The organism is Bacillus sp. NPDC077411 (assembly GCF_044543425.1).
Taxonomy (GTDB): Bacteria; Bacillota; Bacilli; order Bacillales; family Bacillaceae_G; genus Bacillus_A; species Bacillus_A bruguierae.
Window position 1 is genome coordinate 128,530 of sequence record NZ_JBITWA010000005.1, and the last position, 26,148, is coordinate 154,677.

A 26,148-nucleotide genomic window follows, 5' to 3' on the forward strand; every position below is an offset into this window, starting at 1 on the left:
GACCTCATATGAGTACGTTGATAAGACATTTTTATAAGACAGTTTGTATGTGACCACTACAAAAATTAACTATATATATCCATTTTAATTTTCCGTCATATAAGTCGCTGTTATGCAGAACGAAACATGACTGCTACTTGCTTTGTCATTTTGTTTTAAACCTTGCATGTGGCAGGAAAAGGCCCTGACCGCTTCTATGCATGGCCAGATGCTCTCGACCATCTAAAAGAAAGAGGTTTTTATGCCGGTTTTTTAATTTGTATTTATATATATCTGGAGGATTAATATGAAGTACGAAGTTATAATATTTGATGCAGATGAGACTTTATTTGATTTTAAAAAATCTGAAAAACACGCTCTTAAAAATACGATGCTGGCATGTAATATAAAATATGATGAAAGTTATCATTTAAAAATATATAAGGCTATCAATACAGCTATATGGAAAGAGCTAGAGGATGGACTTATTACTCAGAAAAACTTAAATGTTGAACGATTTAAACGGTTATCAAATAAATTAAATGCTAAATTTGATGAAGTTGAACTCGCACAATTATATATGAAACATTTATCTAATGCTTCTTTTTTATATGATGAGAGTATAACCCTTGTCGAAAGTCTACATCAAGAATATAGACTTTCGATAATAACCAATGGTCTCAAAGATGTTCAAGATAATCGAATACGGAAATCTACTATAGCAAAATATTTTGAAGATATAGTAGTCTCTGAGGATGTTAATGTATCGAAGCCAGATTCTAAAATATTTGAGCACGCCTTAAACAATTTAAAGCATACTGACAAAAACAAAGTATTAATGGTAGGAGATAGCTTAACTTCTGATATACAAGGCGGAAACAATTTTGGCATAGATACATGTTGGTTTAATCCTAATCAAATTGTAAATACATCAGAATTAAAACCTACTTATGAGATTTCAAATTTGATGGAGCTTAAAAAGATACTAAAAAAATAGTTATATATTAAGAGAATAGTTATCTCAAAAAGATTTAAAAGAATACATTTTGAAAAAGATTGATTAAAATAAATTCCTACCGTATAAAAAAGCTCCTCTAGGCACTCAAATGGCTTAAGGAGCTTTTCAAATCCACTCGCTTCTCTGTACGTTCTTTGACAATGATGTTCTTCTATTTTCCACCCTGTCCCAACAGGAATTGCTTAATATTCAAGTATTCAATTCTCTCCAATATTTTTTGTTTTCAGCTTGTACAAGGCAGATAATTTCTTCAATATCACGCTTCTCTATATAGTATGTTCCGATTCCTCGAATCCACTGTTCAAAATTTGGGGCAATTGCCTGCCACTCCGTATCTTTATCATCGCTTGTAATGGCGTAAATTTTGTCCGTCTGTCGGTGAAGCAAAAATGTATAAGGATCCGTTTGAGCAATCATTAACCATTCACTTGGTCTCTCCCCTTCTCCCCACCAACAATCCCATCCTGTATTAATTTCAATCAATTCCTCCAAATAATTTCCGCGTCCAAACCAAATATTAAAGAACTCCCACTGATTCAAGTCATATTGACGAACAAAATTTAAAAAGACACTTTTCGGATGAAGCTGAAATTTCTCTTGAAATTCTTGAATAGGTTCCTGATGAATATTGTTCTTTAATAAAAATGAATCAATCTCTAAGTATTCTGCCATTGGAAGCATTCTTTCTTTCAACTTAATTTGAAGTTCCTCCATCGAACATAATGGATTCTTTTCCTTCGACATATGCCAGATACCCCCAATCATTCTCAATGTCTTGCAATCTAAATAATAGACGAAGCTCATTTGTTAACAATTCATTTAGTATTTTTCTTCACCTTTTAAAAGCTAAGAGGGTTATTTACTTTTCAACTACTTATCTCTAACCAATTCTTTATTTTCAAATAAGTCAAATTTTTTCTGTGTATTGTGTTGCTTGATTTGTTTGAAAATTACTCTTACATATCTTCTTATACAGTTTCAAGACTAATATCTAGTTGATCTTCTATTGTCTTTTCATAGATGTTTTTTGATTTTCTCGGTCTTATTTTTCTGATTAGAACGTTTTCCGTTCCGCTTTCGGTTTATAACCGCGCTTTTTCGGCTGTGATTTTGATTTCTTTTTTTGCGGAGTCGCCCGGTCTCGTGACTCAAAATGCGCCGCATCAATAGGAACATAATGATTTGTCATTATGTTTTCCAGGAATACTACTACTTGTCAATGATCAAATCCCTTTCTCTTTTACATCTCCTCAGGCGCTCCCATTCCCAGCAAACGTAATCCTTCTTTCAATACAACTGCCACCGCATATACAAGCGCAAGTCTACTTTCTTTCTCTGCATTTTCTTCTAAAATACGAACGTTACCATAATATTTGTTAAACGCCTGTGCCACGTCTAATAAATATTTTGCAATATGAGATGGCTCGTATTTAGCAAACGCTGTTTCAACGACTTGCGGAAAACGATGAAGTAATTTTATCACTGTCCAACTTATATCGTCTGTTAACTGTAAGTCTTGCTTCTCAATGTCTACATCACTTTTTTTCAATAATGAACAAGTACGTGCGTGCGTATATTGTACGTATGGTCCTGTTTCTCCTTCAAATTTCAGCATCTTTTCAAGTGAAAATTCGATGTTATGCATGCGTTCGTTTTTCAAGTCATGGAAAATAACTGCGCCAACTCCGACCTGTCTTGCTACTTCATCTTTCTTCTTTAAGTTCGGATTCTTCTCTTCAATATTTTTCTTTGCTAGCGCAATTGCTTCTTCTAACACCTCTTCTAGTAAAACAACTTTCCCTTTACGAGTAGACATTTTCTTACCATCTTTTAAAATAAGTCCGAACGGAACGTGAGACATGCCTTCTACCCACTGAAATCCTATTTTTTTTAGTACAGTGAAAAATTGAGAGAAATGCAAGCTTTGTTCTTCTCCAACAACGTATAATGCTTTATCAAATGCATACGTATTTTGACGATATAATGCTGCAGTTAAATCACGCGTTGCATAGAGAGTAGCACCATCTGATTTTTTAATTAAACATGGCGGCATTCCTTCTTCTTCTAAATTAATAACTTGCGCTCCATCTGATTCTTCTAATAAACATTTTTCTTCTAGAAGCTTGACCAAATCATCCATCTTATCATTATAAAATGCTTCACCTTGAAAATTCGAGAATTCTACGCCAAGCAGTTCATAAATGCGAGAGAACTCTTTTAACGATTCGTGACGGAACCAGTTCCACAAATATACCGCTTCTTCATTGCCATCCTCTAGCTTCTTAAACCAAGCACGCCCTTCTTCTTCAAGCTCTGGATACTCTTTTACTTCTTCATGAAAACGTACGTATAACTTAAATAACTCGCGAATCGGATCTTCTCTAACAAGCTCTTCATTGCCCCATTTTTTATAGGCGGTAATGAGTTTTCCAAACTGTGTTCCCCAATCACCAACGTAGTTAATGCCTACAACTTCATAACTACATTTTTCACATATATGTTTTAAGGCATTTCCAATCATTGTAGAACGTAAATGCCCCATCGAAAACGGTTTAGCGATATTAGGAGATGAATAGTCAATGACAACTGTTTTTTCTTGCCCAAAGTACAGGTTTCCGTACTCTTCTTTTTCATCTAGTATCGTATTTAACACCTCATTACTTACAATTTGACGATTGAAGAACACATTTACATATGGTCCAACTGCCTCCACTTTTGTAAAGGATGGGTGAGATAATTTATCTGCTAGTTCCTGCGCAATAACTACTGGTGCCTTTTTATATTGTTTTGCTAATGTGAAACAAGGAAAAGCGGCATCTCCAAACTCATCTTGCTTTGGTGTTTCAATTAAAGCGGCAATTTGTTCTAATGATAAAGCTGGTTCTAATACATCGAATACATGCTGTGCAAACTTCATTTTATATTCCATCAGTATCTTCCTCCTTTTTATCAATAAAAAAACTCGCCTCTTTTCTAAAAAAGAGACGAGTTTACACCCGTGGTACCACCCTTGTTGTTCATAACGAACCACTTTCCCGTTTATAACGAGGTTAGGGAGCCCCGGCTTACTCTACTACACCGTTCAAGCAGCATCTCCGAAGTGCGCTTCATTATTTTCTCCGCACTAGGCTTTCACCGTCCCTAGCTCGCTATTGCTTCTGAAAATAATTACTATCTTCATCCAAGATTTTCTATAAAAATTTATTATAATCTATTATACATATTGTCTAATAATTAGCAAGTTTCAATTACACCAAAATGAAATTTTGCGCTTTTTCGTTTATAGACAAAGAAATTATGTTTTTCAAAACGCTTGCTGCGGAAATGATCCTTTAATACAACCCGTTTTCGCGCTACACGCTTAGCCTCTTTAACTGTCTCATCCGTAATATCATTGTACAGTGCAAAATGTTTTAAACCACGAATACCGTCTGATTCTAATACCGTTTCTTCAAACATCGGATCTAAATATACTACATCGTAGCTATAATCTGCACAGTGTTGTAAAAAAGATAAATGCTCTGTATGTTTTACTGTAATTCGCTGCATTGCTTCGTTAATTTCTGTTACACCTGCATCCCATTGCTGAAGACCTTTTCCGATCAAATATGCCATATAGCGATTACCTTCTAATCCAGTGATTTGTCCCGCTTCTCCTACAGCATAACTAGCCACAATGCTATCAGATGCCATGCCAAGTGTACAATCTAACAGCGTCATCCCTTTATCGAGCTGCGCGGCTTGCAGAAATGGATCATGTTCACCACGCATTAATCGCTTCACGCGAAACATAGCAGAGTTCGGATGAAAAAAGAACGATTCTTCCGTTCCTTGCGGATAAATCGCTAATCGATTTTTCTGAGCAACAAGTACATCTTGTTTATATTGCTCATGTAATTCATAAATAGGACGATCATTTCTCATAAGAAAAGAACTTTGTAAATCCGTTGCTATTTTTTCAGCATATGCAGTCATTTCTTTATTTGTTCGTCCTGCTGTCGTTACAATCATTCTGTCACCTCATTATAAAGTGAAACTTCCATCATTGGGGGCTTTATCCCCCAATGATGGTTAGGTGAACCAATCGGGCTCTTATGGGCAGTTATCCCCCCACCTACTTTCTTCATTTTCTTGGTATCTTGAGGTGGGGGACTTACTGCCCGTTAGTGCGGGACAAAGAAAAAGGGAGAAAATCTCTCCCTTTTTAGCAATGCTTTTCAAAAGCTTGTTCTAAGTTTTGAATAATCTCTTCCATTGTTGCACCTTCAATTTCATGACGGTGAATAAAATGAACAACTTCTTTTCCTTTTAATAATGCCATAGATGGTGAAGATGGCGGGATATCATCAAAGTAAGAGCGCATCATCGCTGTTGCTTCTTTATCTTGACCTGCAAATACAGTGACAAGATTGTTAGGTTGCTTCTCAGAACGTACAACCGCTTGACCAGCTGATGGACGCGCTAGACCTGCCGCACAACCACAAACAGAGTTCACAACAACTAATGTTGTCCCTTCTGCATTTTCCATGTATTCTTGTACACCTTCTGCTGTTGTTAATTCTTTAAATCCTGCGCGTACTAATTCTTGACGCATTGGAATTACCATTTGGCGCATGTATTCTTCGTATGCATTTGTCATGTTACCAATCTCTCCTTCAACTTTCATTCCAAATTCATCATATCACGCTCTAATACTAGACGCAAAAGAAACATTATAACTTTCTTATTTTTTCCTTTGGATTTCACAAACACCATTTTTACAATGTCCAACAGGGACAATTTCTCTCTTTGTCGCAATATAATCATATAAGACATGACCAAATCCGAAAAAAATCGATAGTTTAATAAAAGGTGCGATTACCCAGTATGCAGGAATTGCTTTCGCTAAGACGTATATACTTCGAATCCCTTTATACCAGCGCGCATCCTTATAAATGTACAAATGTTTCTCCATGTTTTGCTGCATCTCTTCTGATAAACAATATTGCTGAACAATTTCTTCTTCACGAAAAGAAACAAATGTTATTTTCCCCTTTTTATCTAGTTCCTTTGTTCGATTTGCAATCTTTGTACACATCGGACACCAGCTATCGTAAAAGGCAATCATAGCTATTATTCTCCTTTTCGGTACTCCGTCATTTGCTTCCAAACAGAACCTTTTGCTTCCTCACCGCCTTCAATACGTTCAAGTGCTAAACGCGCTTGCATTGCAACTTCAAATTCTGGATCCTCTTGCGCTAAGCGGAGTGCTGGGATTGCACTTTCGTCACCAATTTCAAATAGAAACATTGCCGCGCGCCAGCGTACAAGTTTACTTGAATCTTTTAATGCTTTAATCATCACAAACATCGCAGCAGGGTCACCGATATCTGATAAGCAATCACCTGCTGTGCGGCGTACGCTGACTGATTTATCTAATAACGCCTTATAGAGTAAAGGTAAAACGCGGTCTCCTTTGACCATTCCTAAATAAGCAGTTGCTAAGCGGCGAATCGATACTTTTTCATCTTCTAACGCTTTCTCTAGTACAGGAATATCCTCTTCTGTTGGATCCATTTGTTCAAGCGCTGCATAGCGCTTTGTCCAATCAGAATCATTCATCATTTCCTCAGTTACTTTATATGGCTCACGCTTTGTAATCGTTACTTCTACCTCTCCTGCTTGTTGTAATAATTCTTGTACAACCGCATCTACACGATCGGCTGGATATGTCGCAACAATTTCTTCCACAACTTCTTTTCCAATCTCTTCAAAGTTACCATAACGCGTACTTTGCTCAATCCATTTACGCTCTTTCACAACATTTGGCGCTGACATTTGCACTTTCATAATCGCTTCCTTAAAACGATCTGGTAACCCTACGCGTTCCTCAGTTGTACCATCTGTTAGTTTCACTTGCATCGGAATGGTAAAGAACATTTGAATAAACACTTTTACTTCCCCAAAATGGGCATTTTGTTCTTGTTCGCTCTCTGTTACGACTTCTTCACCAAAGACTGTGCGAACTTGCTGTAAAATATGTTTCCAATCATATTTCGCATTACGTTCTACCGCTAAAAAGTCGGCTACATGATATACACCTTTTACACCTTCAATTTGCAAAATTTGCTGCACTCTCTCTGGAGCCTCATTAGCATTTTCACGTGTATAATTGTTACGCGCTCCTGCTGGTAATACTTCATTTAAAATAACCTTCATTGTATTTGGACTTGGTGTCGGTTCAATGCCTTTAATCTTCACGTATATAGTCTCCCCTTTATTGCTGTTCTTAGCTGTATTGTAACATGTTCTCAAATAAGACTCCTACTGAGGTGCTTGCTCTTTTTTCTTCTCTAAAAATGTAATTCTTTCAATCACAACTTCTGTCTTATATATTCTCTTGCCGCTCTCATTATTGTACCCACTCGTATGAATATGTCCTGTTATACCAACAAGTTCCCCTTTTTTACAGTACATCGTTACATTTTCCGCTGATTTCCGCCATATCATGCAATGAATAAAATCTGCTTGTTGCTCTCCTAAACTGTTACGAAAGCCTCTATTTACAGCTACGCAAATACGCGCATAAGCAATGCCCTGCTTTGTATAGTGTAACTCTGGATCTTTTGTTAATCTGCCAATTAACGCAACTCGATTCATCATACAAGTATGTCACCTCTTCGTTTTTTCTTTATTGTAGAAAAAACGAAACGTGTAGTAAAAAATGTAAAAAAATATTTTTTCATATGAAAACTCATCTTTATTTCTATAAAATTTCAAAAAGAAATCCTGCATGATACAAACATGCAGGATTTCAGTACGTTAATCATTTTTTACAAAATAAGAAACGAAGCGTAAAATTTCTAAGTATAACCAAACTAATGTCATCATTAAGCCCATCGCACCGTACCACTCCATATACTTTGGAGCACCGCTGCGTGCACCGCCTTCAATGAAATCAAAGTCTAACATTAAGTTTAATGCAGCAACAACAATTACAACTGCGCTGACGATCATACCAATCGTTCCACCTTGATGTAAGAATGGCACTGGTACGCCAAATAGTTGTAAAGCTAAAACGATTAAATACATAATCATAATTCCAAATGTCGCTGCCATCACACCCGTACGGAACTTATCTGTCACTTTCACAACACGCGTTGCATATAACACTAACATTGCTAGTAAAATAGAAATTGTTAATAATACTGCGTGTAAAATAATAAAATCACCAAATCGCATTGTATATACAGCAGAAATACTTCCTAATAAAATCCCTTCGACAGCAGCATAAATCGGTGCTGTAATTGGTGAAATACGCGGTACGAATATCGATACAAGCGAAATAATAAAAGCAAAAATTAAAGCACCTATTAACACTGGCATTTGCATTTTATTTTGAATCATCTGCATATATGCGTACACAGACGTTCCCAATAACAATATGAGCATAATAAACGTTTTTCCTACTGTACCACCGATTGTCATCGCTGAAGTACTTACGCTCTCTTTACGAAACGCATCTTTCTTTAACATTGGATTAGATGATCGCATGATTTCCCTCCTAAAATAGATTCTACCAATAGTGTAAAGTTTTTCCCTTTACATTTCAACATATGCGGCTTGTTTTTACTTTAAACCTTCAATAATGTCAGATAATTCACTCCAACGCTCCATTGTCTGTTCTAATTCTTCTTCTGTTCGCTGCTGCTCTTCAGAGAGTTGCTGTGCTTTCGTATAATCCGCGCCCACTTTTTCTAATTCTTCTGTAATACTTTCAATTTTCGCTTCTAATTCTGCAATCTTATCTTCAATCGTCTCCCATTCACGCTGTTCATTATAGGAAAGCTTGCGTTTCCTTTGTTGTTTTGGAGCTTCTTCTACTTTCTTTTCTTTCTGCACTTCTGCTTTTAATAATGCTTCTTGTTCTTTTTTCTCATCTAAATAATCGCTATAACTACCAAAGAAGATTCGAACATTTCCGTTACCTTCAAATACAAACAGTTCTTCTGCAATTTTATCAAGGAAGTATCGATCATGCGATACAGTAAGGACAACACCAGGAAACTCTTCTAAATAATCTTCAAGCACTGTTAATGTTTGCGTATCTAAATCGTTAGTCGGCTCATCTAAAAGTAAAACATTCGGTTCTCCCATTAAAATACGCAATAAATATAATCTTCTTCTTTCACCACCTGATAATTTACTAAGCGGTGTACCATGTGTATGCGGCTCGAACAAGAAACGTTCTAACATTTGCGAAGCACTAATCGTTTTTCCATCTGTTGTATGAATGACTTCAGCTGCTTCTTTAATATACTCAATCATCCGCTGATTTAAATTCATATCTTCATTTTCTTGCGTATAATATGCGGTTTTTACCGTTTGTCCAACTTCAATCTCACCGCTATCCGGTTTGATTCTACCAGCTAACATGTTTAATAGAGAAGATTTCCCGCTACCATTCGCACCAATAATACCAATGCGATCTCCTGGTTTCACAATATACCCAAAATTACGAAGAACAGTTTTATCACCAAATGTTTTTGTTACATCTTTTAATTCCAGTACTTTCTTTCCTAGTCGGCTACCTCCAAGCGCAATATCAACGTTTTGTTTTGCACTTGGTCCTTCTTTCTTTTGCAATTCTTCAAAGCGCTGAATACGTGCCTTTTGCTTCGTAGAGCGCGCCTTCGCACCGCGGCGAATCCAAGCAAGCTCGCGGCGATATAAGTTTTGACGCTTTGCTTCTTGTGCCATTTCTTGTTCTTCTCGAAGTGCTTTCGCTTCTAAAAAAGCACCGTAGTTTCCTTCATAGCTGTATAACTTACCATTATCTAATTCAAAAATACGGTTTGTTACACGATCTAAAAAATAACGATCATGTGTAACAAGTAAAACAGAACCTGTATAACGTGATAAATATTCTTCTAACCATTCTACTGTTTCATGATCGAGATGGTTCGTTGGCTCGTCTAAAATTAATAAATCTGGTGTTTGTATGAAACATTGCGCCATCGCAACGCGTTTTTTCTGTCCGCCTGATAAATTTCCTACTTCCGCCGAAAAGTCAGTAATACCGAGCTTTGTTAACAACGATTTTGCATTTGCATTCGCTTCCCAAGCATTCATTGCATCCATACGCTGCTGCACTGCAAATAATGCTTCCTGTGCTTTTTCACTTGCTGGATTTTTTTCTAAGTTCAATAATGTTTGTTCATATTCACGAAGAAGACGAATTAACGGTGTATCACCATGAAACACTTGCTCCAGTACAGTTAAATTTTCTTTAAAATCTGGCTGCTGTGATAAATAACTAATCGTATATCCACGTGTATGCGTCATTTCCCCTGTATCTGGAATTTCCGCGCCCGCAATAATTTTTAATAGCGTTGATTTACCAGTTCCATTTACACCGATAATACCAGCGCGCTGTCCCTCGGTAATACTAAAAGATAGACCATTAAATAACGGTTTATCTCCATATGATTTCGATACATTTTCAACTGTTAACATTCTCATATTTGTGCATTCCACTCTTTCATAAATTGATTAATAAATTGCTCCATATAGCGATGACGCTCCTCAGCCTCTTCCTTCGCTGCATCTGTATTCATTAAATCTTTTAACTTTAGCAATTTTTCATAAAAATGATTGAGCGATGGTTCATCGCTTTTTCGATATTCTTCCTTCGTCATCGTTTCACGCGGTGGAATGTTTGGATCATACAGTAAACGTCCCTTTGCACCTCCATAAGCAAATGTTCGTGCAATCCCGATTGCTCCAAGTGCATCAAGGCGGTCTGCATCTTGAACAATTTTCCCTTCTAACGTCTCCACAGTTCCGCCGTGTCCACCCTTATAAGACATATTAGCAATAATATGAACAATATGCCGTGCATCTTCTTGGCTAACACATAATAGCTCAAGCCAGTCTGTCACTTTCTTCATACCAGCTTCTTCACTCTCATTTAACTTCTCATCTGCAACGTCGTGAAGTAAAGCTGCCATTTCAATAACGAAGCGATTCCCACCTTCTTTTTCAAACAATGCAATCGCTAATTTATGTACACGTTCAATATGATACCAATCGTGACCACTTGCATCTTTTTCTAATATGTCTTTAACAAATATAATCGTTTTTTCAATTTGTTCTTGTTTGTTCATAATATCTTCACCCAATTCACTATTGTAACACGCCCTCATTTTTTCATCACATATTTTCTTGTCCGCCCATACTATATGTTGTACTCAGTATCATGAAGGAGGAAAAAAAATGTTTTATAACTCACAACAGCCTTATCCGCAGCAATCCTATTATCAACCATATCCCGAACAACATCTACACTACCAATACCATTATGATCCACGTTTCCCTCAATCCGGCCCCCCAATACCATCAGAACCAACTGAGCAACAAATCCAACAATACGTTTCGCAATTTCAACACTTAAAACAACCCGTATTAAATCTCATAAAACCGTGGGTAGAATACGGCGTAAAAGAAGCTAAATATACATCTGTACCACACGCAATGACGGAAATTGCTGCAATCACGTACTTAATTGGAAAAGGTTACAATCCAACAGTTGCTCATTACATTGTTGAATCTTGGGAGAAGAATGAGCAGTTTTAAAATAATTCAGTTTGTAATTCTCAAACACTATAAAGCGCCAAAGACCTTTATTAATAAAGGTCTTTGGCGCTTTATAGTTCTTGGTTTTATTTTATTAAAATATTATTTTTTCACTCATTTTCATATAAATTTATATAGCTTGTGAACAAAGTGTGAGCATGTTATGTACCAATATTCCTTGTAAAAATAGCAAAGTACTCGTTTTCATTACATCACAGATCTTTCAACTTTTTAGAGAAGCTTACTGCCAAAACGCAGATATTGCACACCAATACATTTATTGGAAGACAAATCCTTAGTCTCCCTATGCTAAGGAAACAAAATAGCCCCTTTTTTGGTTTTTGGTGGCATAATCAATGTTATCGGAAGCTTTTTATAAACAACCAGAGGAGGATTTTTCATCCCTCCCTATCTTCCTAGCTTCCCTCTGAATCTTAAAGTGGGGGTCTTACTGCCCAAAAATAGCGGGATAAAAAGGGCTCGTTCACCCCAAAATATACCTCTGCAGCAAGGCAAACGCTCAGCCATCCAAACGCTTGTTACATAGAATAGAGAGAATACCTAGTAAATTCCTTGTTCATAATATTACTTTTAACATTATGAACACTCAAATTACAAAAGTAGGAAACCTATCTATACACGAAATAAGGTGATTCGACGGTTTCCTAGAAAGGATGAATGCATCTTGTCTTTTCCAAATATCCCTAATATTACACCTACTATTTCTGTTACGACTCCACAGACCATTCCATTGCTTTTAAGCTCCATTGCTCTAGAAGAATTAGCTTTGGCTCACATTATCAATGCTGAGGCTGAGAAGCTTCAATTTGTTTTAGGAACATTACCGCCGGGAAGAACTACACTTTCTCCTCCAGTAGTTACAATATCTAATCTTCTTACTGTCAACTCAAGTGTACAAAGAACACTTCGTGACGTCATCAAGAAGGAAATGCTCTTGGAATTCAAATTCGAAAATGTGCTAGATTTGTTAGCTACTATTACTCCTCCACCCACAGCAACGATTACCTTGAATGCTAATCTAACCACAGTATGTGCTTTGGGAACAGGGGCACCAAATAACTCTGTTCTTACTGGTCAAGTGTTGGTGAATGGAAGTCCTCCTCCAACAGGTACACCGGTTTCCTTTACAGTAGATAACCCTTCTCTTGGTACTGTATCTCCTAACCCTGCTTTTACAGATGCATCCGGCAATTTTACCACCACTTTCTCAGCAAACGTTCTACCTGGCGGGACTGCAACTGTTACCGCTTCGCTGCCTGATTTTCCTGGAGTAACTAGTAGTGTCACTATTATCGTTATTAACTGCGATTAACTATTATTTTATCTACTACCAAGCATGTAATGAATGATTCCATAAAAGAATCGAATACTACTTTTCTAGATGGGTATTGATTGATGATAGAAATAAAAACGAGCTGAATGAATATTAGCTCGTTTTTTATACATACATGAAAAAAAATGAGGAGAATTGGATTTGTAGTATGTGTTTTCACTAATATCCTAGATGCTTCATCGATTCAATAAAAGGGACTCTTTCAACAAGAAATGTACCTCTACAGCAGGACAAGTGCTCAGCCATCCAAACGCTTGTTACATAAAATGGAGAGAATAACTGGTAAATTCCTTGTTTATCCCGCTATTCTTGGGCAGTAAGACCCCCACCTCAATATTCGGAGAGAAGCATTGTCCAGCTCTAGCGGCTAGAATCTCCGGTCGTTTCGCCTTTCTAAAAGAAGATAGGTGGGGGATAACTGCCCGTAAAAGCCCGATTGGTGAGGGCTTTCCATCAGTGGGGGATGAAAAAAACCCCCACTGATGGAAGTTTCACTTTATTATATTATTTTTAACATTATGAACGTTCCAATCACAAAAATAGGAGACCTATCTATGTATACATGGAATCAGATGATTCGAAGGTTTCCTAGAAAGGATGCATGTATATTGTCTTTTCCGAACATCCCCAATATTACACCTACCATTTCTGTTACGACTGCACAGACCATTCCATTGCTTTTAAGCTCCATTGCCTTAGAAGAATTAGCCCTAGCTCATATTGTCAACGCTGAGGCTGAGAAGCTTCAATTTGTTTTAGGAACATTACCGCCGGGAAGAACTACTCTTTCTCCTCCGGTAGTTACGATATCTAATCTTCTTGCTGTCAACTCAAGTGTACAAAGAACACTTCGTGACGTCATCAAGAAGGAAATGCTCTTGGAGTTCAAGTTTGAAAACGTTCTGGATCTATTAGCTGTGATATCTAAATTTCTTTTTGTATCAAATCGTAACGATAACACGATAGCCATTTTTGACATTTCCAATCCTACGAGTCCTGTACTTGTAAGAGAGTTTGGTGAAGTAGATTTTCCAGGCGTTTTTAATGGTCCTACCGGATTAGCAATTACAGGAACCACGCTGTATATCGCAAATCAATTCGATAACTCCCTTGTAATTTTTGATATTTCCAATCCTCGATCTCCTGTATTTGTGAGTAAGTTAAGTGCAATAGATTTTCCAGGAATTTTCAATAACCCTACCGGATTAGCAATTGCAAATAACATTCTATATGTATCAAATCCCCCTAACGACGCAGTAGCCATTTTTGATATTTCTTCACCTGCGTTGCCTTCCTTTGTAGAGCAAGTGGATGAAGGGAATTTAAGTGTGCCTACTGGATTGACGACCACAGGTACCACGCTGTATGCAGCAAATTTGGGCAATAGTACGGTAGAAGTTTATGATATTACCATTCCTCCGAATCCTGTACGTATAACGGATTTTGGTACAGGATTTTTAAATGGCCCTACTGGATTGACGACTGCGGGTACCACGTTGTATGTAGCAAATTTCAACAATAGTACCATGGATATTTTTGATATTTCCATTCCTCCAAATCCTGTACATGTAAGAAATTTGGATACCGGAGCTTTAAATGGCCCTGAGGGATTGGCGATTACAGATACGACTCTGTATGCAGCAAATTTTAACAATAGTACGGTAACAATTTTTGATATTACCATTCCTCCGAATCCTGTACGTGTAGCGAACTTTGGTGCAGAAGCTTTAAATGGCCCTTTCGGATTGGCGATTTTTACAGTAGGAGGCTAGAGGGTTCTGTCTTGGAGCCCTTCCTTTTTCATAATGTATACCGTATTTATGTCATGTTTACATAACATATCATTATCGTCAGTCTTTCTCAGTCCTAATCCTTTATGAAACAAAGATTCTCGCCTCTTTCACTCACTTTCCCAATTTTCATTGTTAATCGGTAGGCTAATAGGTCGGTACCGCAAAACAAAAGCTTCCGTATCAGCATAATAAGAAAACTTCCACTCAAAATTGAGCGGAAGCTTCCTTATTATCGAATCCACTTTACGTAAGATTCGTCAAAATACATCCAACCTTCAACACCTTCTTTGTACACATAAATCCAATCCTCGTATCTGAAATGGACATCCCAAGCTCCAACATTTGCTTGCCCTACAACTGGATCACCTTTTGATGCTCCTTTGCGAAGGTTAATGTTTGTTCCTGAAATCCAAACAACTCCTTTTGTTTTCCCATCTTTATTGATTTGCGCTACATCATCACGAACCCAGTTGTTTTCCGCAATTTTGTACCAAAAGTGAGAGTCATCATAATACCAATCGAGATAAACGTGACCTGAATTTTTATAAACTTGCCGCATGACTTTTGCATCTAAAGATGGCCTTTGGCGAACATTAGCAACTTGGACAATTATAGTGATACTCCCTAAGTTGTTTGTTTGCCAATCTGGAGGAAGAATAATTTCACCGTCATCATTTCCACCTATAAACCATTCAAGAGATTTGTCTCCTATAATATAGTTTAAGTCACATTCACCAATTCCATCTACATATCCTGTATCAGTATACTGCCATAAATCACATGCATAATCTGGACGCTTCCCACCGTAACGCGGGATCCAAAGGAAATCAGCTTGTACATTTTGTAATCCATAAGAACCATACAGGTGATGACTTACGTACAACCCAACTTTCCAACCAGCTGCTTTACAAGTATTAATAAACATTTGCGATGCTTCTGCTAGTTTACTAGGACCACAACTCGCTAATGTATCATCCTCAACATCTAACACAAGAAATTTAGCATTAGGGCTTGTACGAGCCATAAAATCCTTAGCTTCTATTACAGCATCCGTTACACTGACATAGCATCCATAAGCATATGCAGCGTGTGGAATGTTACGTTGTTCTAAATTTGCAACGTATTCCTTATATTTTTCATCTATTACTCTCGAACCGTATTGTACACGACAAATAGCCAAGTCTAATTGCGGCGCTGCTACGTCCCAATCGATATCGTCGTCCCACTTTGAAATGTCAATAATATGTCCCATTTCTGAATATCTCCTTTTTATTATTATATTCAGAATCTATTTTATGGTCTGTCCGAATACCTATTATCATTCAAATAAATAGTTTACTAGATTTATCTTCAAATCTTATACTTGGAGGATGAATTTAAGTTTGAAAAAAGCTCACCTTTAAAATACCTTGTACTTTTTGAAAGAAACAGTGCCGCTTCTGTTGTAATGTTTGAAAATGGTGTGCTATATTTTTAGATTTCATTTCTTACTCCCTTCATTTTAATCCTTAATTTAATTAACATACTTACATTGTAAAATTATACCACTCCCATTCTACTTATTTTATGTTTTATTTCATTCTTTAAGAAAAATAGAAAAGCCACCTTTACATGTAGGTGAACCTGACGATAGTCGTAAATTAGATAAAGACGGTGACGGTATTGCCTGTGAAAAATAATATACATATTTAAAATCATTTCTTTTGGCTCAGTTCCACCTCTTTGAAGTTTTTTCTGTAAAATATAATATTAATGGATAATGAAAACCCCGATGCCCAGACATCGGGGTTTTCATTATTCTTTTTCTTTAATAGCTGTTTTGATCGTTCCTGATTTTACTTTATTCCCATCAAAGAAGCGTAACAAGTCACCTTGAATAATACTATCGGACATTTTTAATTCTGTCTGCGCTCTATCAATAAGCGGTTTTGCTTCTTGTTCTGGCACTTGAACAACTTGACCGTTTTGACGATTGTAAAATGTGTTATTGTAATAAATATATTTGTCTGTAATAAAGCTTCCATCACGTTCTACAACAAATGGTTTGCGTTCTGGTGAAAATAAATCATGACCAAACTCAATATCGTTAGAAGTATCAACTCCTAATAAGTGAAGAATTGTTGGTTTTACATCTACTTCACCAGCAGGAGCAGTCATTGTTTTCCCCTCTGTTTGACCTGGAACATGAATAAATAATGGTGTACGTTGCAACTGCATGTGATCATATGGATTAATTTCATTTTTCCCTAAAAATTGTGCCATCGCACGGTTATGGTTATCTGAAATACCGTAGTGATCACCGTAAAATACGATAACTGAGTTGTCATATAATCCCGTTTCTTTTAAGCGTTCAATAAAATGTTTCAAAGCTTCATCTTCGTAACGCGCTGTAACAAAATAATTATCTAATGTTTCATCACCTGAATTAAATGGTTCAATCATTTTAATACTGTCATCGTACGCAAACGGAAAATGATTCGTTAACGTAAGAAAACGAGTATAGAACGGCTGTTGAATCTTTTGTAATTTATCCACAGATTGATCAAAATATTCTTTATCCTTTAATCCCCAGCCAAGTTTCGTCTCTGGAGTAACTTTATAATCTAATTCATTGTAGAATCGATCATATCCTAATGACGGATACATCATATTACGATTCCAAAACGTAGCATTATTCGCATGGAATACAGCTGTATAATAGCCTTGCTGATGTAAAATTTCTGGAGTTGCTACATACTCGTTTCCGGCATTCGTAAAGAATACAGAACCACGATCTAACGGATATAAAGAATTATCAATCATAAATTCTGCATCTGATGTTTTCCCTTGTCCTGTTTGATGATAAAAGTTTTCGAAATAATAACTTTCTTTTTTAAATTGGTTTAAAAACGGTGTAACTTCTTGTCCATTTACTTTAGAATCAATTAAAAAAGACTGCGTTGATTCTAAAGATACAACGATAACATTCTTTCCTTTTGCCATTCCAAACATATTTGGATCAGGCTTTACCTCCACCGTCTTCATATAATTTTCTGCTTCTTGAATTTTACTTCCATCCGCAAATACTTTTTGTGAGCTTGTCTTTACTTGCAAGCCAAGATCATATAATTGATGAACATATAATCCAAGGTTTTTCACAAGCATAACACGGTCAAATGAACGAGTTAATAATTCAGGGCGTTCTTTTTCCGCAAAACTAAGGTTTACCATAAAAACTGCGATACAGATTAAAAAATATAGTGACTTCATAGAGCCAGAAACACGTGCTGTTTTTGCAAAATTAGGCTTCTTTTTAGCAATGTAAAATAAAACGATAATATCTATAAACATTAAGATAAATTTAACGTTTAACAATGCTTTGACACTAGATCCTAATCCATCCATATTCGACGTTTGCATTAATACCGGAAGTGTAACAAAATCATTATAAAAACCATAAAACATCACATTACCAATTAAGATAATGGTCATAATAAGGTTAATAATGATAGCTATATAATTCCGTTTTTGACCCTTTGCAAATAAAGCAAGTCCAACTAACACTAAAGAAGACGCTAATGGACTAATAAAGAGAATCCATTCCTGCATAGCAGATTCTAGCTTTAAGTCAAAACTAGTTCGCGTAACAATATATGTTTTTAACCAAATCAAAATAGCAACTAATAACGGAAAACGCATATTTTGAAATTGTTTTTTTAACGTTTCTTTCATTTCTCTCTTCCTCTCTGACTGAACAATAGTAGCATAATATCTCTTCATATATTTATGGTTTTTTTCTCACCGACACATTGTATCGAATACATTTGTATTCCGTGTGAACTTTTTCTTTTTTTATGTAAAATGAATACATGAAAAAAGAAGCTCTTCTATATGAGCTTCTCTTTTACTATAGTTCCTTCAAATTCGCTCCTTGTAGAAAGGGAAGAATCACCTTGCTTGTTGCCCTGTTTCTTAAGGTTTACTGTTTCTATATGTTAGTTTTTCTTTGCCTCTATTTTTTCTTTTACTTTTTCGGCTTTATCTAAAGATTCCCCAATCTCTTTTTGCTTTTCTCTTATTTCATCAACGCTATCTACCGCTTTAATTGCTTTATCAATGCCTTTTTCTTCTATTTTCTTTCTCTTTTCTTCTCTCGTTATTTCTTTATTCTCTATATCTTTTGCCTTTTGCAACATATCTTCAGCATTGGACTTTACAGCTTTTTCAAGTGTCGTATCTTTTTTTATATTTATCACTTGATTCGAGTCTTCCATCGCTTGTTTATAATCTCCATCTTTTAATGCGGTCGCACCATGTTCCATCCATTTTGCAACTTTCATAAATGTTTTTGTTTCATCAGTAGATTTTTCTTGGTCAGCTTTTTTAAACCACATAATTGCATCACTATACTTCTCATCTTTCAATGCTTTCATACCAGCTTCAACATGCGCACCATAATTACTAGTACTACAGCCGGCTAACATAATAAATAAACATCCTATAGTTAAAATACGTTTTTTCAAGCTATTTTCCCCCTACAACCTTATACTACTATATTATTTTCGAAGGTACCACATCAATTATATATATTCATTTTAATTTTTCGACATCTTTGTCTAGCTCTGAGCGAGCCGCTTCCGCTTTTCTTTATGATCCAGCTTCAGCGGCTAGAACAGTCGGTGGCTTCGCGTCTTCCGCCGAGGCAAAAAGCACCTCTATGTCAGAAGCTCCATCCCCCTCTTGTTTTGAGCGAGCCGCTTCCGCTTTTCTTTATAAGTCGCTGCTATGCAGAATACAACATGACCGCTACTTGCTTGCCCCTTTTGTTTAACCTTGTCTGTGGCAAAAAAAGGCCCTTACCGCTTCTATGTATGGCCAGATGCTCTCGCCCACCTAAAAAGAAAAATGGTTTTATGCCGTTTTTTCAACTTGTATATAAATAGAAAAATAAGCTCATACCGAAGCTTATTTTTCTATGTCTTTATTAAATCTATCATAATGAATCATTAACTTGAGCATACATCATCTCTAAGTTTTTTTACGCAATTGATAAATTCTTTTCTTTATCCCTTTTATAAAACCCGCACACATAGCGAAAACACGCATGATATTAATAAAGGTAATATCTTTTATTAATATTACTTCTGTTTTACTACGTTTTTTTAGGTGAATATATTTGTTCGTCACTTTCGTAATTCGTCCTGTATACATTTCTTTTTGGTCGTATAGTTTTATATACATACCTTCCCACAATTGCAAATGATTCATAAATGCTTGTTCAAAAAACTGCTGTTTCAAATTCACTTGTTCTGCTACAGTTTTCCCAAACTGTAGCATCAATTTCTTTCGAAGAGTTTCATCATATATTAAATGCTGATGAGATGTAGAAACATTAGGTATCGCATAAGGAATATTCGCACTTTGAATCGCTGTGTACGGGATGAAAATACGTTCCGTTAATGTTGTAAGCACAACAAAATCTCTACCGATTTCATTTACTTTCGCTAGTGTGTGTACACTGCCCCCGCCTCGATTCGAAAATATTTCCACACGCTGATAACGTTTATGTTTAAAAAACTTCATTAGCATCATCACTTGTTTTCGCTCTGGTAAACATTCACCTAATACTTTTAAATTAGCACCATGCATATATTCCTGAAGCATCTTTAATTCATGAGTCGGTAAAGCACTAGCTGGAGATGTATATCCTTCTCCCCTTTTTTCCTTATAGTCCAAAACAAGACTCTCCTCATCACGAACCTTCATTATGCCATTCTCCTCCATACAAACCTCCTTTTTCTTTACTCATCATAAATATTTTATGATGCTAACTCATAGTTTATTATGGAGGTGAAAACACAAATGAATTTTTTAAGTGGCATTATTTTATTTAGCTATTTTTTTATCGCAGCTATTTCATACTACCATTTATACCAATCTCGGCATCTCATAGGCTATCACTTAGGTATGAATATTGCAATGCTATCTAGTACGGCTATTGGTTTAGCTGTCGGTACCGTTCTCGGATCACAATTGCCTTTAGATGAAGGTGTAATTACAATTGTAACAACAATAATTGCTGTTGCTGTTGGCGCTGTGTTTGGAGCATTAGTTGATTATCAGACACTGCTAACAGGTGTCGCAAGTGGTATTATGTCTGGACTCATGGGACCAATGCTTGGTTTACACTCAACACAGCCCGCTTTCTTAATTATTTGTACAACTGTAGTCGTATTTTTATCTTTCATTTTACTACGTTTTTCTGTTCGAAATTAACGAATTTTTAGTGGAGGAACGATTCAGTTATGTGCAAACTTCTTAGACGGAAACATATACTCATTTTATTTAGTTTTATCTATCTTTTTTTACAAACAAAACATGTTTTTGCAGAAACGAACACTATACAAATGAATCCTAAACCAGATGAGAAACTGAAAAACGCTCCATCAAACCTTTCAATGACTTTTTCATCTCAAATCAATAAAGAAAAAGCTACTGTTCAAATTTTTGATGAAAAAGGATTGAACATAGTTAAAAACTCAATTGAATTTTCGAACAACGAAACAACTTTATCTTTACGTTTGCCTTCATTAACAAATGGTGTATATACGGTTATTTATTATATACCGATGAACACTGGAGAAATCGTTCGTGATTCTTACATATTTACAATTGATGTATTTTCAGAAGAGACAGCTAATCAATCCATCTTTTCATTTCGCTCACTCTTCCAACTCAAATATGATTCGCAATTTTGCGGAAATATCTTCGCAACCACTTCAGAACAAACTTGGATTACACTTCTTTATTCTACAAGCGTGCTTCATTATTTTGGAATTATTATATTAATCGGATGGATTATATGGGGATATTTGCTTAAACCCACTGATTCCATAAATTTCAAACGCTATCAAGCTACACTTCTTATTTTTCAATTATTCTTTTTGCTAACGACATTACTTTTACTCATATTCCAATCCATTAATACGATCGATTTTGACCTGAATGAAAAAATAGTAACACTACCAATCGATATATTATATGGAGTTTCCTGGATTTTTTTAGTTTCGCTAGCTTTTATTAGCTTTTTCTGTCTATCTCGCTCAAATTTAATCTGTATTTTATGGGTAGTCTCTACTTTGTTTATAAAAAGTATGACAGCCTACACTCTAATTATATTCCCATCCCCTTTTACAATAGTTTTTGAAAATATCTATTTATATATTATTACTGTTTTAGGAGGAGGTTATTTATTTATAGCTGTTTTTCAAAAACAGCTCTTTATTCAATCACTTCTCCCTAAAATTCATTTATATGTCTGTATTTTGACAGCCATTTTATTTATCTATAATCTGTTTGTTTATTTTACTTATTTGAATTTAAATACATCTGGAGCAACATTTTTCACGATTCAATTACTAACCATTCTCCTTTGTTTGATACATCTGTACATGTTTATCAAATCTAAAAAAAGCACATATCTTTCGCTTGGTTTTCAAGCAAGTATTTTATTATGCAATATAATATTTCACGAATGGACAGGGTTTTATAATTACCTTTTTTTGTAAAAAACCAGTTAAAAATGAATATTTTTTCATATTACTTTTTATATTTGAGATAGAGTGCGATTCTTTTTAATTGGAAGGGGCCTGATATAATGCTGAGGGAGTATCATGTAGTTGCCATTCCGATTCGTATTGTTATTAACAACTTTGGCGATCACGATCCTGAAGGTAAAATATATGTTTTAAAAGAAAATGTCAGTAAAGTAAAAAAGCTTGTAGAGGAAAATCCGTTTTCAACAGTAGATCTCGTGCAACCACTCGTTATTCGTGCCAACGTAGGTGATACGGTAAAAATCATCTTTGAAAATCAATTGCTATTTAGTACTTCCATGCATATTCAATTAGCAGAATACGATGTTCAAACTTCAGATGGTGCGTTTGTCGGAAATAACGAAAACACTACTGTTCCACCCGGTCAGAAACGGATTTACACATGGGAAATCCTCCATGAAGAAATTCACCTTTTCTCTGATTTAGGTAACCCACTTTCTAGCGAGAAAGGAAGTAATGTACATGGTTTATTCGGGGCATTAATTGCACAGCCAAAAGGATCTACATGGACCGATCCTATAACTGGCTTACCTATTAACAGCGGAGTTTACGCTGACATTCATAACCCGTTTTTGCCTTCCTTTCGGGAATTCGCATGGTTTTTTCATGATGAAATGGAAGTGAAAGATTTAACAGGTGCAAAACCAATTGACCCTCATACATTACAAAATAGTGCAACACACGCCATTAATTATCGATCCGAACCGATGCGAAATCGTGTTCGTCTCATCCAAGAAGGTATTGTTTGTCCTGATTGTGAGGGCGAAGAAGTTCACCATGATTCTTGGGTATTTGGTGATCCAACCACTCCTATTTTACGTACTTATGTAGGTGACCCCCTTAAAATCCGTGTTATTCATGGGGGGATAAAAGAAACACATGTCTTTCATTATCATGTTCATCAGTGGTTGTTTGAACGTAATAATGTTAATTCCTTGCAGATCGATTCATTATCTATCAGCCCACAAAATGCGTTGACCGTTTCCCCTTTATACGGTGCAGGCAGCTTACAAGGCGCATTTGGCGATGTTATTATTCATTGTCATCTTTACCCTCATTTTGGGGAGGGAATGTGGGGAATGAATCGCATTTTCAATACACTACAGGATGGTAGCCAGTTTTATCCGAATGGTGTACCAATTGCAGCATTACAGCCGCTTCCTGATCGACCAATTCCACCTGCTCCTACACGCGAAAAGCCTGGATTTCCAAACTTTATTCCTGGTGTTTTTGGTTGTAAAGCCCCTCGTCCACCACTTGGAATTGTTGGAGGTCGCAAGTCAACAAAGCTTGAAATTAATCAATTTGATCCAAACGCTCGTCCAGGTGCCGTATTTGTGAATCCTTGTCCAAAAGGTTCAAGAGTAGAACGCATTTTTAATGTTGTTGGTATTCAAGTACCTATAATATATAACGAAGAAGGCTGGAATGATCCAGAAGGTCGTATATATGTATTAGAAGAAGATGAAAAAGATGTGTTATCTGGTCGTAAAAAACCAGAACCATTTGTCATACGTGCAAATGCCGGCGAATGTATTCGTATTAACTTTACAAATAAGTTTCCAGAAACATTAGGTGGAAATGCATTCCAACTTGTAGAGCGAACATATGAGGCAGCTACTCATGTACACTTCGTCAAATTCGATCCTCTTGTTGCCGATGGTGCTAATGTTGGCTGGAATTATGATAGTAGTGCTTTGCGAGGCGAAACAATTCAAATGCAATGGTTTGCAGATGTTGAATTGAAAGCAGTCTTCTTTCATGATCATTTATTTGCAAATTCACATCAACAACATGGGTTATTTGCAGGAATATGTATCGAACCGAAAGGATCAAAATTTCTCGATCCTTGTTCAGGAGACACCTTATCATCTGGTACACAAGCTATTATTACAAATCCACTCATTCCTGACTTTCGTGAGTTTGCCTTGTTTGTTCATGATTTTTCACTTCTATTTAATCGTAAGGGTAAACCACTTAATCCACCTAGATTTTCAGGTTCCGAGGGTGACCCTGGCGTTATGGCAATTAATTATCGAAATGAACCGCTATCAGCACGATTAACAAATCCTGAAACCGATCCAGCTTTTGTTTTTAGCTCTTTCCTTCATGGAGATCCTGTGACACCGTTATTACAAACTTATAATGGTGATCCAGTACGCATCCGATTATTTCAAGGCGCCCATGAGGAATCTCATAGCTTTAACTTACACAGACAACGTTGGCGTAGAAATCGTCCGGATTTAGAATCAGAATTTACTCAGCAACAAATCCTTGGAATTTCAGAAGCTTTTACCGCTGAATTTGCGGTTGAAGGCGATGGTGATTTTGATATGCTATACTATTACGGTGGAATTGATGATATTTGGCTCGGAGCTTGGGGGATTTTCCGGACATTTAAAGAGCGAGTTCCAAACCTATTCCCTCTACCAGACCGACCACAGCCACCAAAAAGAACAATACCACTATCAAAACCTACTGGGGAAAATCCACCACCAGCAACAGATCCTGGTGATCCTTGTCCCCCAGGTACACCAGTTCGAAGATTTGAAGTCGTTGCCTTCCGATCGAAGATTACTTATAACAAAGCTGGTGATCACGATCCATTTGGCATTATTTTTGCTTTAAAAGAAGATGTTGAGAATATTAAAAACAAGAAAATAAATCCTGAACCATTTATAATACGTGCAAATACTGGTGAATGTGTAGAAATTACACTCCACAACCAATTAGCAGATCCATTTCATAATGAAAGAGAATTTCATGGCTATCCAGAAGTTCCTGATGAAGATATTATTTTCACACCATCAAGACGACTTTCCCTTCATGCACAAATGGTCGCATATGACACCCTTGGCTCAGACGGTGCTACAGTTGGATTTAATCCTGATCAAACTGTGGCACCAGGGGAAAGTATTACGTATCGTTGGTTTATTGATCGTAATTTTGGCGCTTGTAATCTATGGGATATGGCTGATTTACGCAGTCACCGGCACCACGGAGCTTTTGGTATGCTAATTACCGAACAAACCGGGGCCACTCATCTAGATCCTATAACACGCACTCCAATACGAATTGGAAATCAAGCAATTATTTCACATCCTCTTTTCCCAGAATTCCGTGAATTTGCATTATTAATGCATGACGGTGTTCACCTTGTAAATAAAAACGGAAATCTTATTATCGATCCCGAGCCAATTCTTATCATACCGGAAGAAAAACTGGAAGACACCGAAGATCAAGGATCTCGTGGTTTTAACTATCGCTCTGAGCGTATTATCCATCGTTTGAAAAGAAATCCTGATGTCTCAAAAATATTTAATTCGAAAGTACATGGAGATCCTGCTACACCAATATTTTTTGCACATGTAGATGATCCAATTATCTTTCGTTATACTTTCCCTGCTGATAAACCTCGAGCGCATACTTTTACATTACATGGTCATTCATGGCTTCGAAACGAGAATAATTTAAACTCAACCTTTACCGCTGTCCAAGGAGAAAATAGTGTTGGTTCTAGAGCAAATTTAGTCATTGCATATGGAGCTGGGGGACTTAATGGAATACCAGGAGATTATATGTACCGCTCTGGTAATATTCGCTGGGATATTGAACTCGGAATGTGGGGTATCCTTCGTGTACTAAAAAAAGAAAATAGCAAACTATCACCTTTATATAACTCTTAAAAAATAGGCTATCCCTATTTTATCCCGCTATTTGTGGGCAGTAAGACCCCCACCTCAAGGTTCAGAGAGAAGCGTCGTCCAGCTCTAGCGGCTAGAATCTCCGGTCGTT

General features: G+C 36.5%; 22 protein-coding genes, 2 pseudogenes and 1 other annotated feature. Of the genes and pseudogenes, 9 read left to right on the plus strand and 15 right to left on the minus strand.

Annotation, left to right across the window (positions count from 1 at the left end):
• Positions 1–286 precede the first annotated feature (286 nt).
• Positions 287–976: a YjjG family noncanonical pyrimidine nucleotidase gene (locus ACIGHG_RS09190; RefSeq protein ID WP_336472712.1), complete on the plus strand. Its 690-nt coding sequence runs from the start codon at positions 287–289 to the stop codon at positions 974–976.
• 210 nt (positions 977–1,186) lie between these two features.
• Here the strand turns inward: ACIGHG_RS09190 and ACIGHG_RS09195 are convergent, their stop codons facing one another.
• The 11 genes from ACIGHG_RS09195 to ACIGHG_RS09245 all read right to left on the minus strand — a co-directional run bounded on the left by ACIGHG_RS09195 (position 1,187) and on the right by ACIGHG_RS09245 (position 11,142).
• On the minus strand, positions 1,187–1,741 hold the full coding sequence (locus ACIGHG_RS09195; RefSeq protein ID WP_336472713.1) for an SMI1/KNR4 family protein: 555 nt from the start codon (positions 1,739–1,741) through the stop codon (positions 1,187–1,189).
• A 310-nt stretch (positions 1,742–2,051) separates the two neighbouring features.
• Positions 2,052–2,186, minus strand: a complete 135-nt coding sequence (locus tag ACIGHG_RS09200; RefSeq protein WP_396548190.1) for a hypothetical protein — start codon at positions 2,184–2,186, stop codon at positions 2,052–2,054.
• Positions 2,187–2,237: 51 nt separating this feature from the next.
• The gene (gene argS / locus ACIGHG_RS09205) at positions 2,238–3,926 is read right to left on the minus strand and encodes an arginine--tRNA ligase (protein ID WP_396548192.1); all 1,689 of its coding nucleotides are present in this window, start codon (positions 3,924–3,926) and stop codon (positions 2,238–2,240) included.
• A 48-nt stretch (positions 3,927–3,974) separates the two neighbouring features.
• Positions 3,975–4,190 (minus strand) — a binding site (T-box leader).
• A gap of 41 nt (positions 4,191–4,231) precedes the next feature.
• Entirely contained in the window at positions 4,232–5,008 is a 777-nt protein-coding gene (locus ACIGHG_RS09210; RefSeq protein ID WP_336472715.1) for a class I SAM-dependent methyltransferase, read from the minus strand.
• 193 nt (positions 5,009–5,201) lie between these two features.
• Positions 5,202–5,636 (minus strand): BrxA/BrxB family bacilliredoxin, encoded by a 435-nt coding sequence (locus ACIGHG_RS09215; RefSeq protein ID WP_090911710.1) that lies wholly within the window; start codon positions 5,634–5,636, stop codon positions 5,202–5,204.
• Positions 5,637–5,720: 84 nt separating this feature from the next.
• Entirely contained in the window at positions 5,721–6,104 is a 384-nt protein-coding gene (locus ACIGHG_RS09220; protein WP_090911711.1) for a thiol-disulfide oxidoreductase DCC family protein, read from the minus strand.
• Between the two features lie 5 nt (positions 6,105–6,109).
• A complete protein-coding gene (locus tag ACIGHG_RS09225) occupies positions 6,110–7,237 on the minus strand; it encodes a conserved virulence factor C family protein (protein ID WP_336472716.1) in 1,128 nt (375 codons plus the stop codon).
• A 63-nt stretch (positions 7,238–7,300) separates the two neighbouring features.
• A complete protein-coding gene (locus tag ACIGHG_RS09230) occupies positions 7,301–7,639 on the minus strand; it encodes a single-stranded DNA-binding protein (RefSeq protein WP_336472717.1) in 339 nt (112 codons plus the stop codon).
• Positions 7,640–7,798: 159 nt separating this feature from the next.
• A complete protein-coding gene (locus ACIGHG_RS09235) occupies positions 7,799–8,530 on the minus strand; it encodes a Bax inhibitor-1/YccA family protein (protein WP_336472718.1) in 732 nt (243 codons plus the stop codon).
• 75 nt (positions 8,531–8,605) lie between these two features.
• On the minus strand, positions 8,606–10,498 hold the full coding sequence (locus ACIGHG_RS09240; protein ID WP_336472719.1) for an ABC-F family ATP-binding cassette domain-containing protein: 1,893 nt from the start codon (positions 10,496–10,498) through the stop codon (positions 8,606–8,608).
• Positions 10,495–11,142 carry an HD domain-containing protein gene (locus tag ACIGHG_RS09245; RefSeq protein WP_336472720.1) on the minus strand — a complete coding sequence of 216 codons (648 nt, stop codon included), beginning with the start codon at positions 11,140–11,142 and terminating at the stop codon, positions 10,495–10,497. The genes ACIGHG_RS09240 and ACIGHG_RS09245 overlap by 4 nt, the downstream gene beginning before the upstream one ends.
• Before the next feature lie 109 nt (positions 11,143–11,251).
• Between ACIGHG_RS09245 and ACIGHG_RS09250 the strand changes: the two genes are divergently transcribed.
• From ACIGHG_RS09250 to ACIGHG_RS09260, 4 genes and pseudogenes are all read left to right on the plus strand, one after another.
• On the plus strand, positions 11,252–11,611 hold the full coding sequence (locus tag ACIGHG_RS09250; RefSeq protein ID WP_396548196.1) for a hypothetical protein: 360 nt from the start codon (positions 11,252–11,254) through the stop codon (positions 11,609–11,611).
• Between the two features lie 685 nt (positions 11,612–12,296).
• A pseudogene (locus ACIGHG_RS09255) lies at positions 12,297–12,617 on the plus strand (alpha-helical endospore appendage domain-containing protein); the annotation flags it as partial.
• A gap of 956 nt (positions 12,618–13,573) precedes the next feature.
• Positions 13,574–13,963, plus strand: a pseudogene (locus tag ACIGHG_RS25675) (alpha-helical endospore appendage domain-containing protein); the annotation flags it as partial.
• Positions 13,943–14,737, plus strand: a complete 795-nt coding sequence (locus ACIGHG_RS09260) for an LVIVD repeat-containing protein (protein WP_483861796.1) — start codon at positions 13,943–13,945, stop codon at positions 14,735–14,737. The pseudogene ACIGHG_RS25675 and the gene ACIGHG_RS09260, both read left to right, overlap by 21 nt.
• 250 nt (positions 14,738–14,987) lie before the next feature.
• On the opposite strand, the gene ACIGHG_RS09265 is transcribed toward ACIGHG_RS09260, so the two are convergent.
• On the minus strand, positions 14,988–16,010 hold the full coding sequence (locus ACIGHG_RS09265; RefSeq protein WP_336472721.1) for a GH25 family lysozyme: 1,023 nt from the start codon (positions 16,008–16,010) through the stop codon (positions 14,988–14,990).
• A 340-nt stretch (positions 16,011–16,350) separates the two neighbouring features.
• Here ACIGHG_RS09265 and ACIGHG_RS09270 point away from each other — a divergent pair, with 340 nt between their 5' ends.
• Entirely contained in the window at positions 16,351–16,437 is an 87-nt protein-coding gene (locus ACIGHG_RS09270) for an excalibur calcium-binding domain-containing protein (RefSeq protein ID WP_244547989.1), read from the plus strand.
• 115 nt (positions 16,438–16,552) lie between these two features.
• Here ACIGHG_RS09270 and ACIGHG_RS09275 read toward each other — a convergent pair whose 3' ends face one another.
• From ACIGHG_RS09275 to ACIGHG_RS09285, 3 genes are all read right to left on the minus strand, one after another.
• Positions 16,553–18,469, minus strand: coding sequence for an LTA synthase family protein (locus ACIGHG_RS09275; protein WP_090911813.1), 1,917 nt, complete (start codon positions 18,467–18,469; stop codon positions 16,553–16,555).
• A gap of 263 nt (positions 18,470–18,732) precedes the next feature.
• Positions 18,733–19,260, minus strand: a complete 528-nt coding sequence (locus ACIGHG_RS09280; RefSeq protein WP_336472722.1) for a hypothetical protein — start codon at positions 19,258–19,260, stop codon at positions 18,733–18,735.
• A gap of 505 nt (positions 19,261–19,765) precedes the next feature.
• Positions 19,766–20,521, minus strand: coding sequence for a hypothetical protein (locus ACIGHG_RS09285; protein ID WP_336472723.1), 756 nt, complete (start codon positions 20,519–20,521; stop codon positions 19,766–19,768).
• A gap of 78 nt (positions 20,522–20,599) precedes the next feature.
• Here ACIGHG_RS09285 and ACIGHG_RS09290 point away from each other — a divergent pair, with 78 nt between their 5' ends.
• The 3 genes from ACIGHG_RS09290 to ACIGHG_RS09300 all read left to right on the plus strand — a co-directional run bounded on the left by ACIGHG_RS09290 (position 20,600) and on the right by ACIGHG_RS09300 (position 26,039).
• Positions 20,600–21,013, plus strand: coding sequence for a hypothetical protein (locus ACIGHG_RS09290; RefSeq protein ID WP_336472724.1), 414 nt, complete (start codon positions 20,600–20,602; stop codon positions 21,011–21,013).
• Positions 21,014–21,144: 131 nt separating this feature from the next.
• Entirely contained in the window at positions 21,145–22,305 is a 1,161-nt protein-coding gene (locus tag ACIGHG_RS09295) for a copper resistance protein CopC (protein WP_396548199.1), read from the plus strand.
• Between the two features lie 89 nt (positions 22,306–22,394).
• Entirely contained in the window at positions 22,395–26,039 is a 3,645-nt protein-coding gene (locus tag ACIGHG_RS09300) for a copper oxidase (protein ID WP_396548201.1), read from the plus strand.
• Positions 26,040–26,148 lie beyond the last annotated feature (109 nt).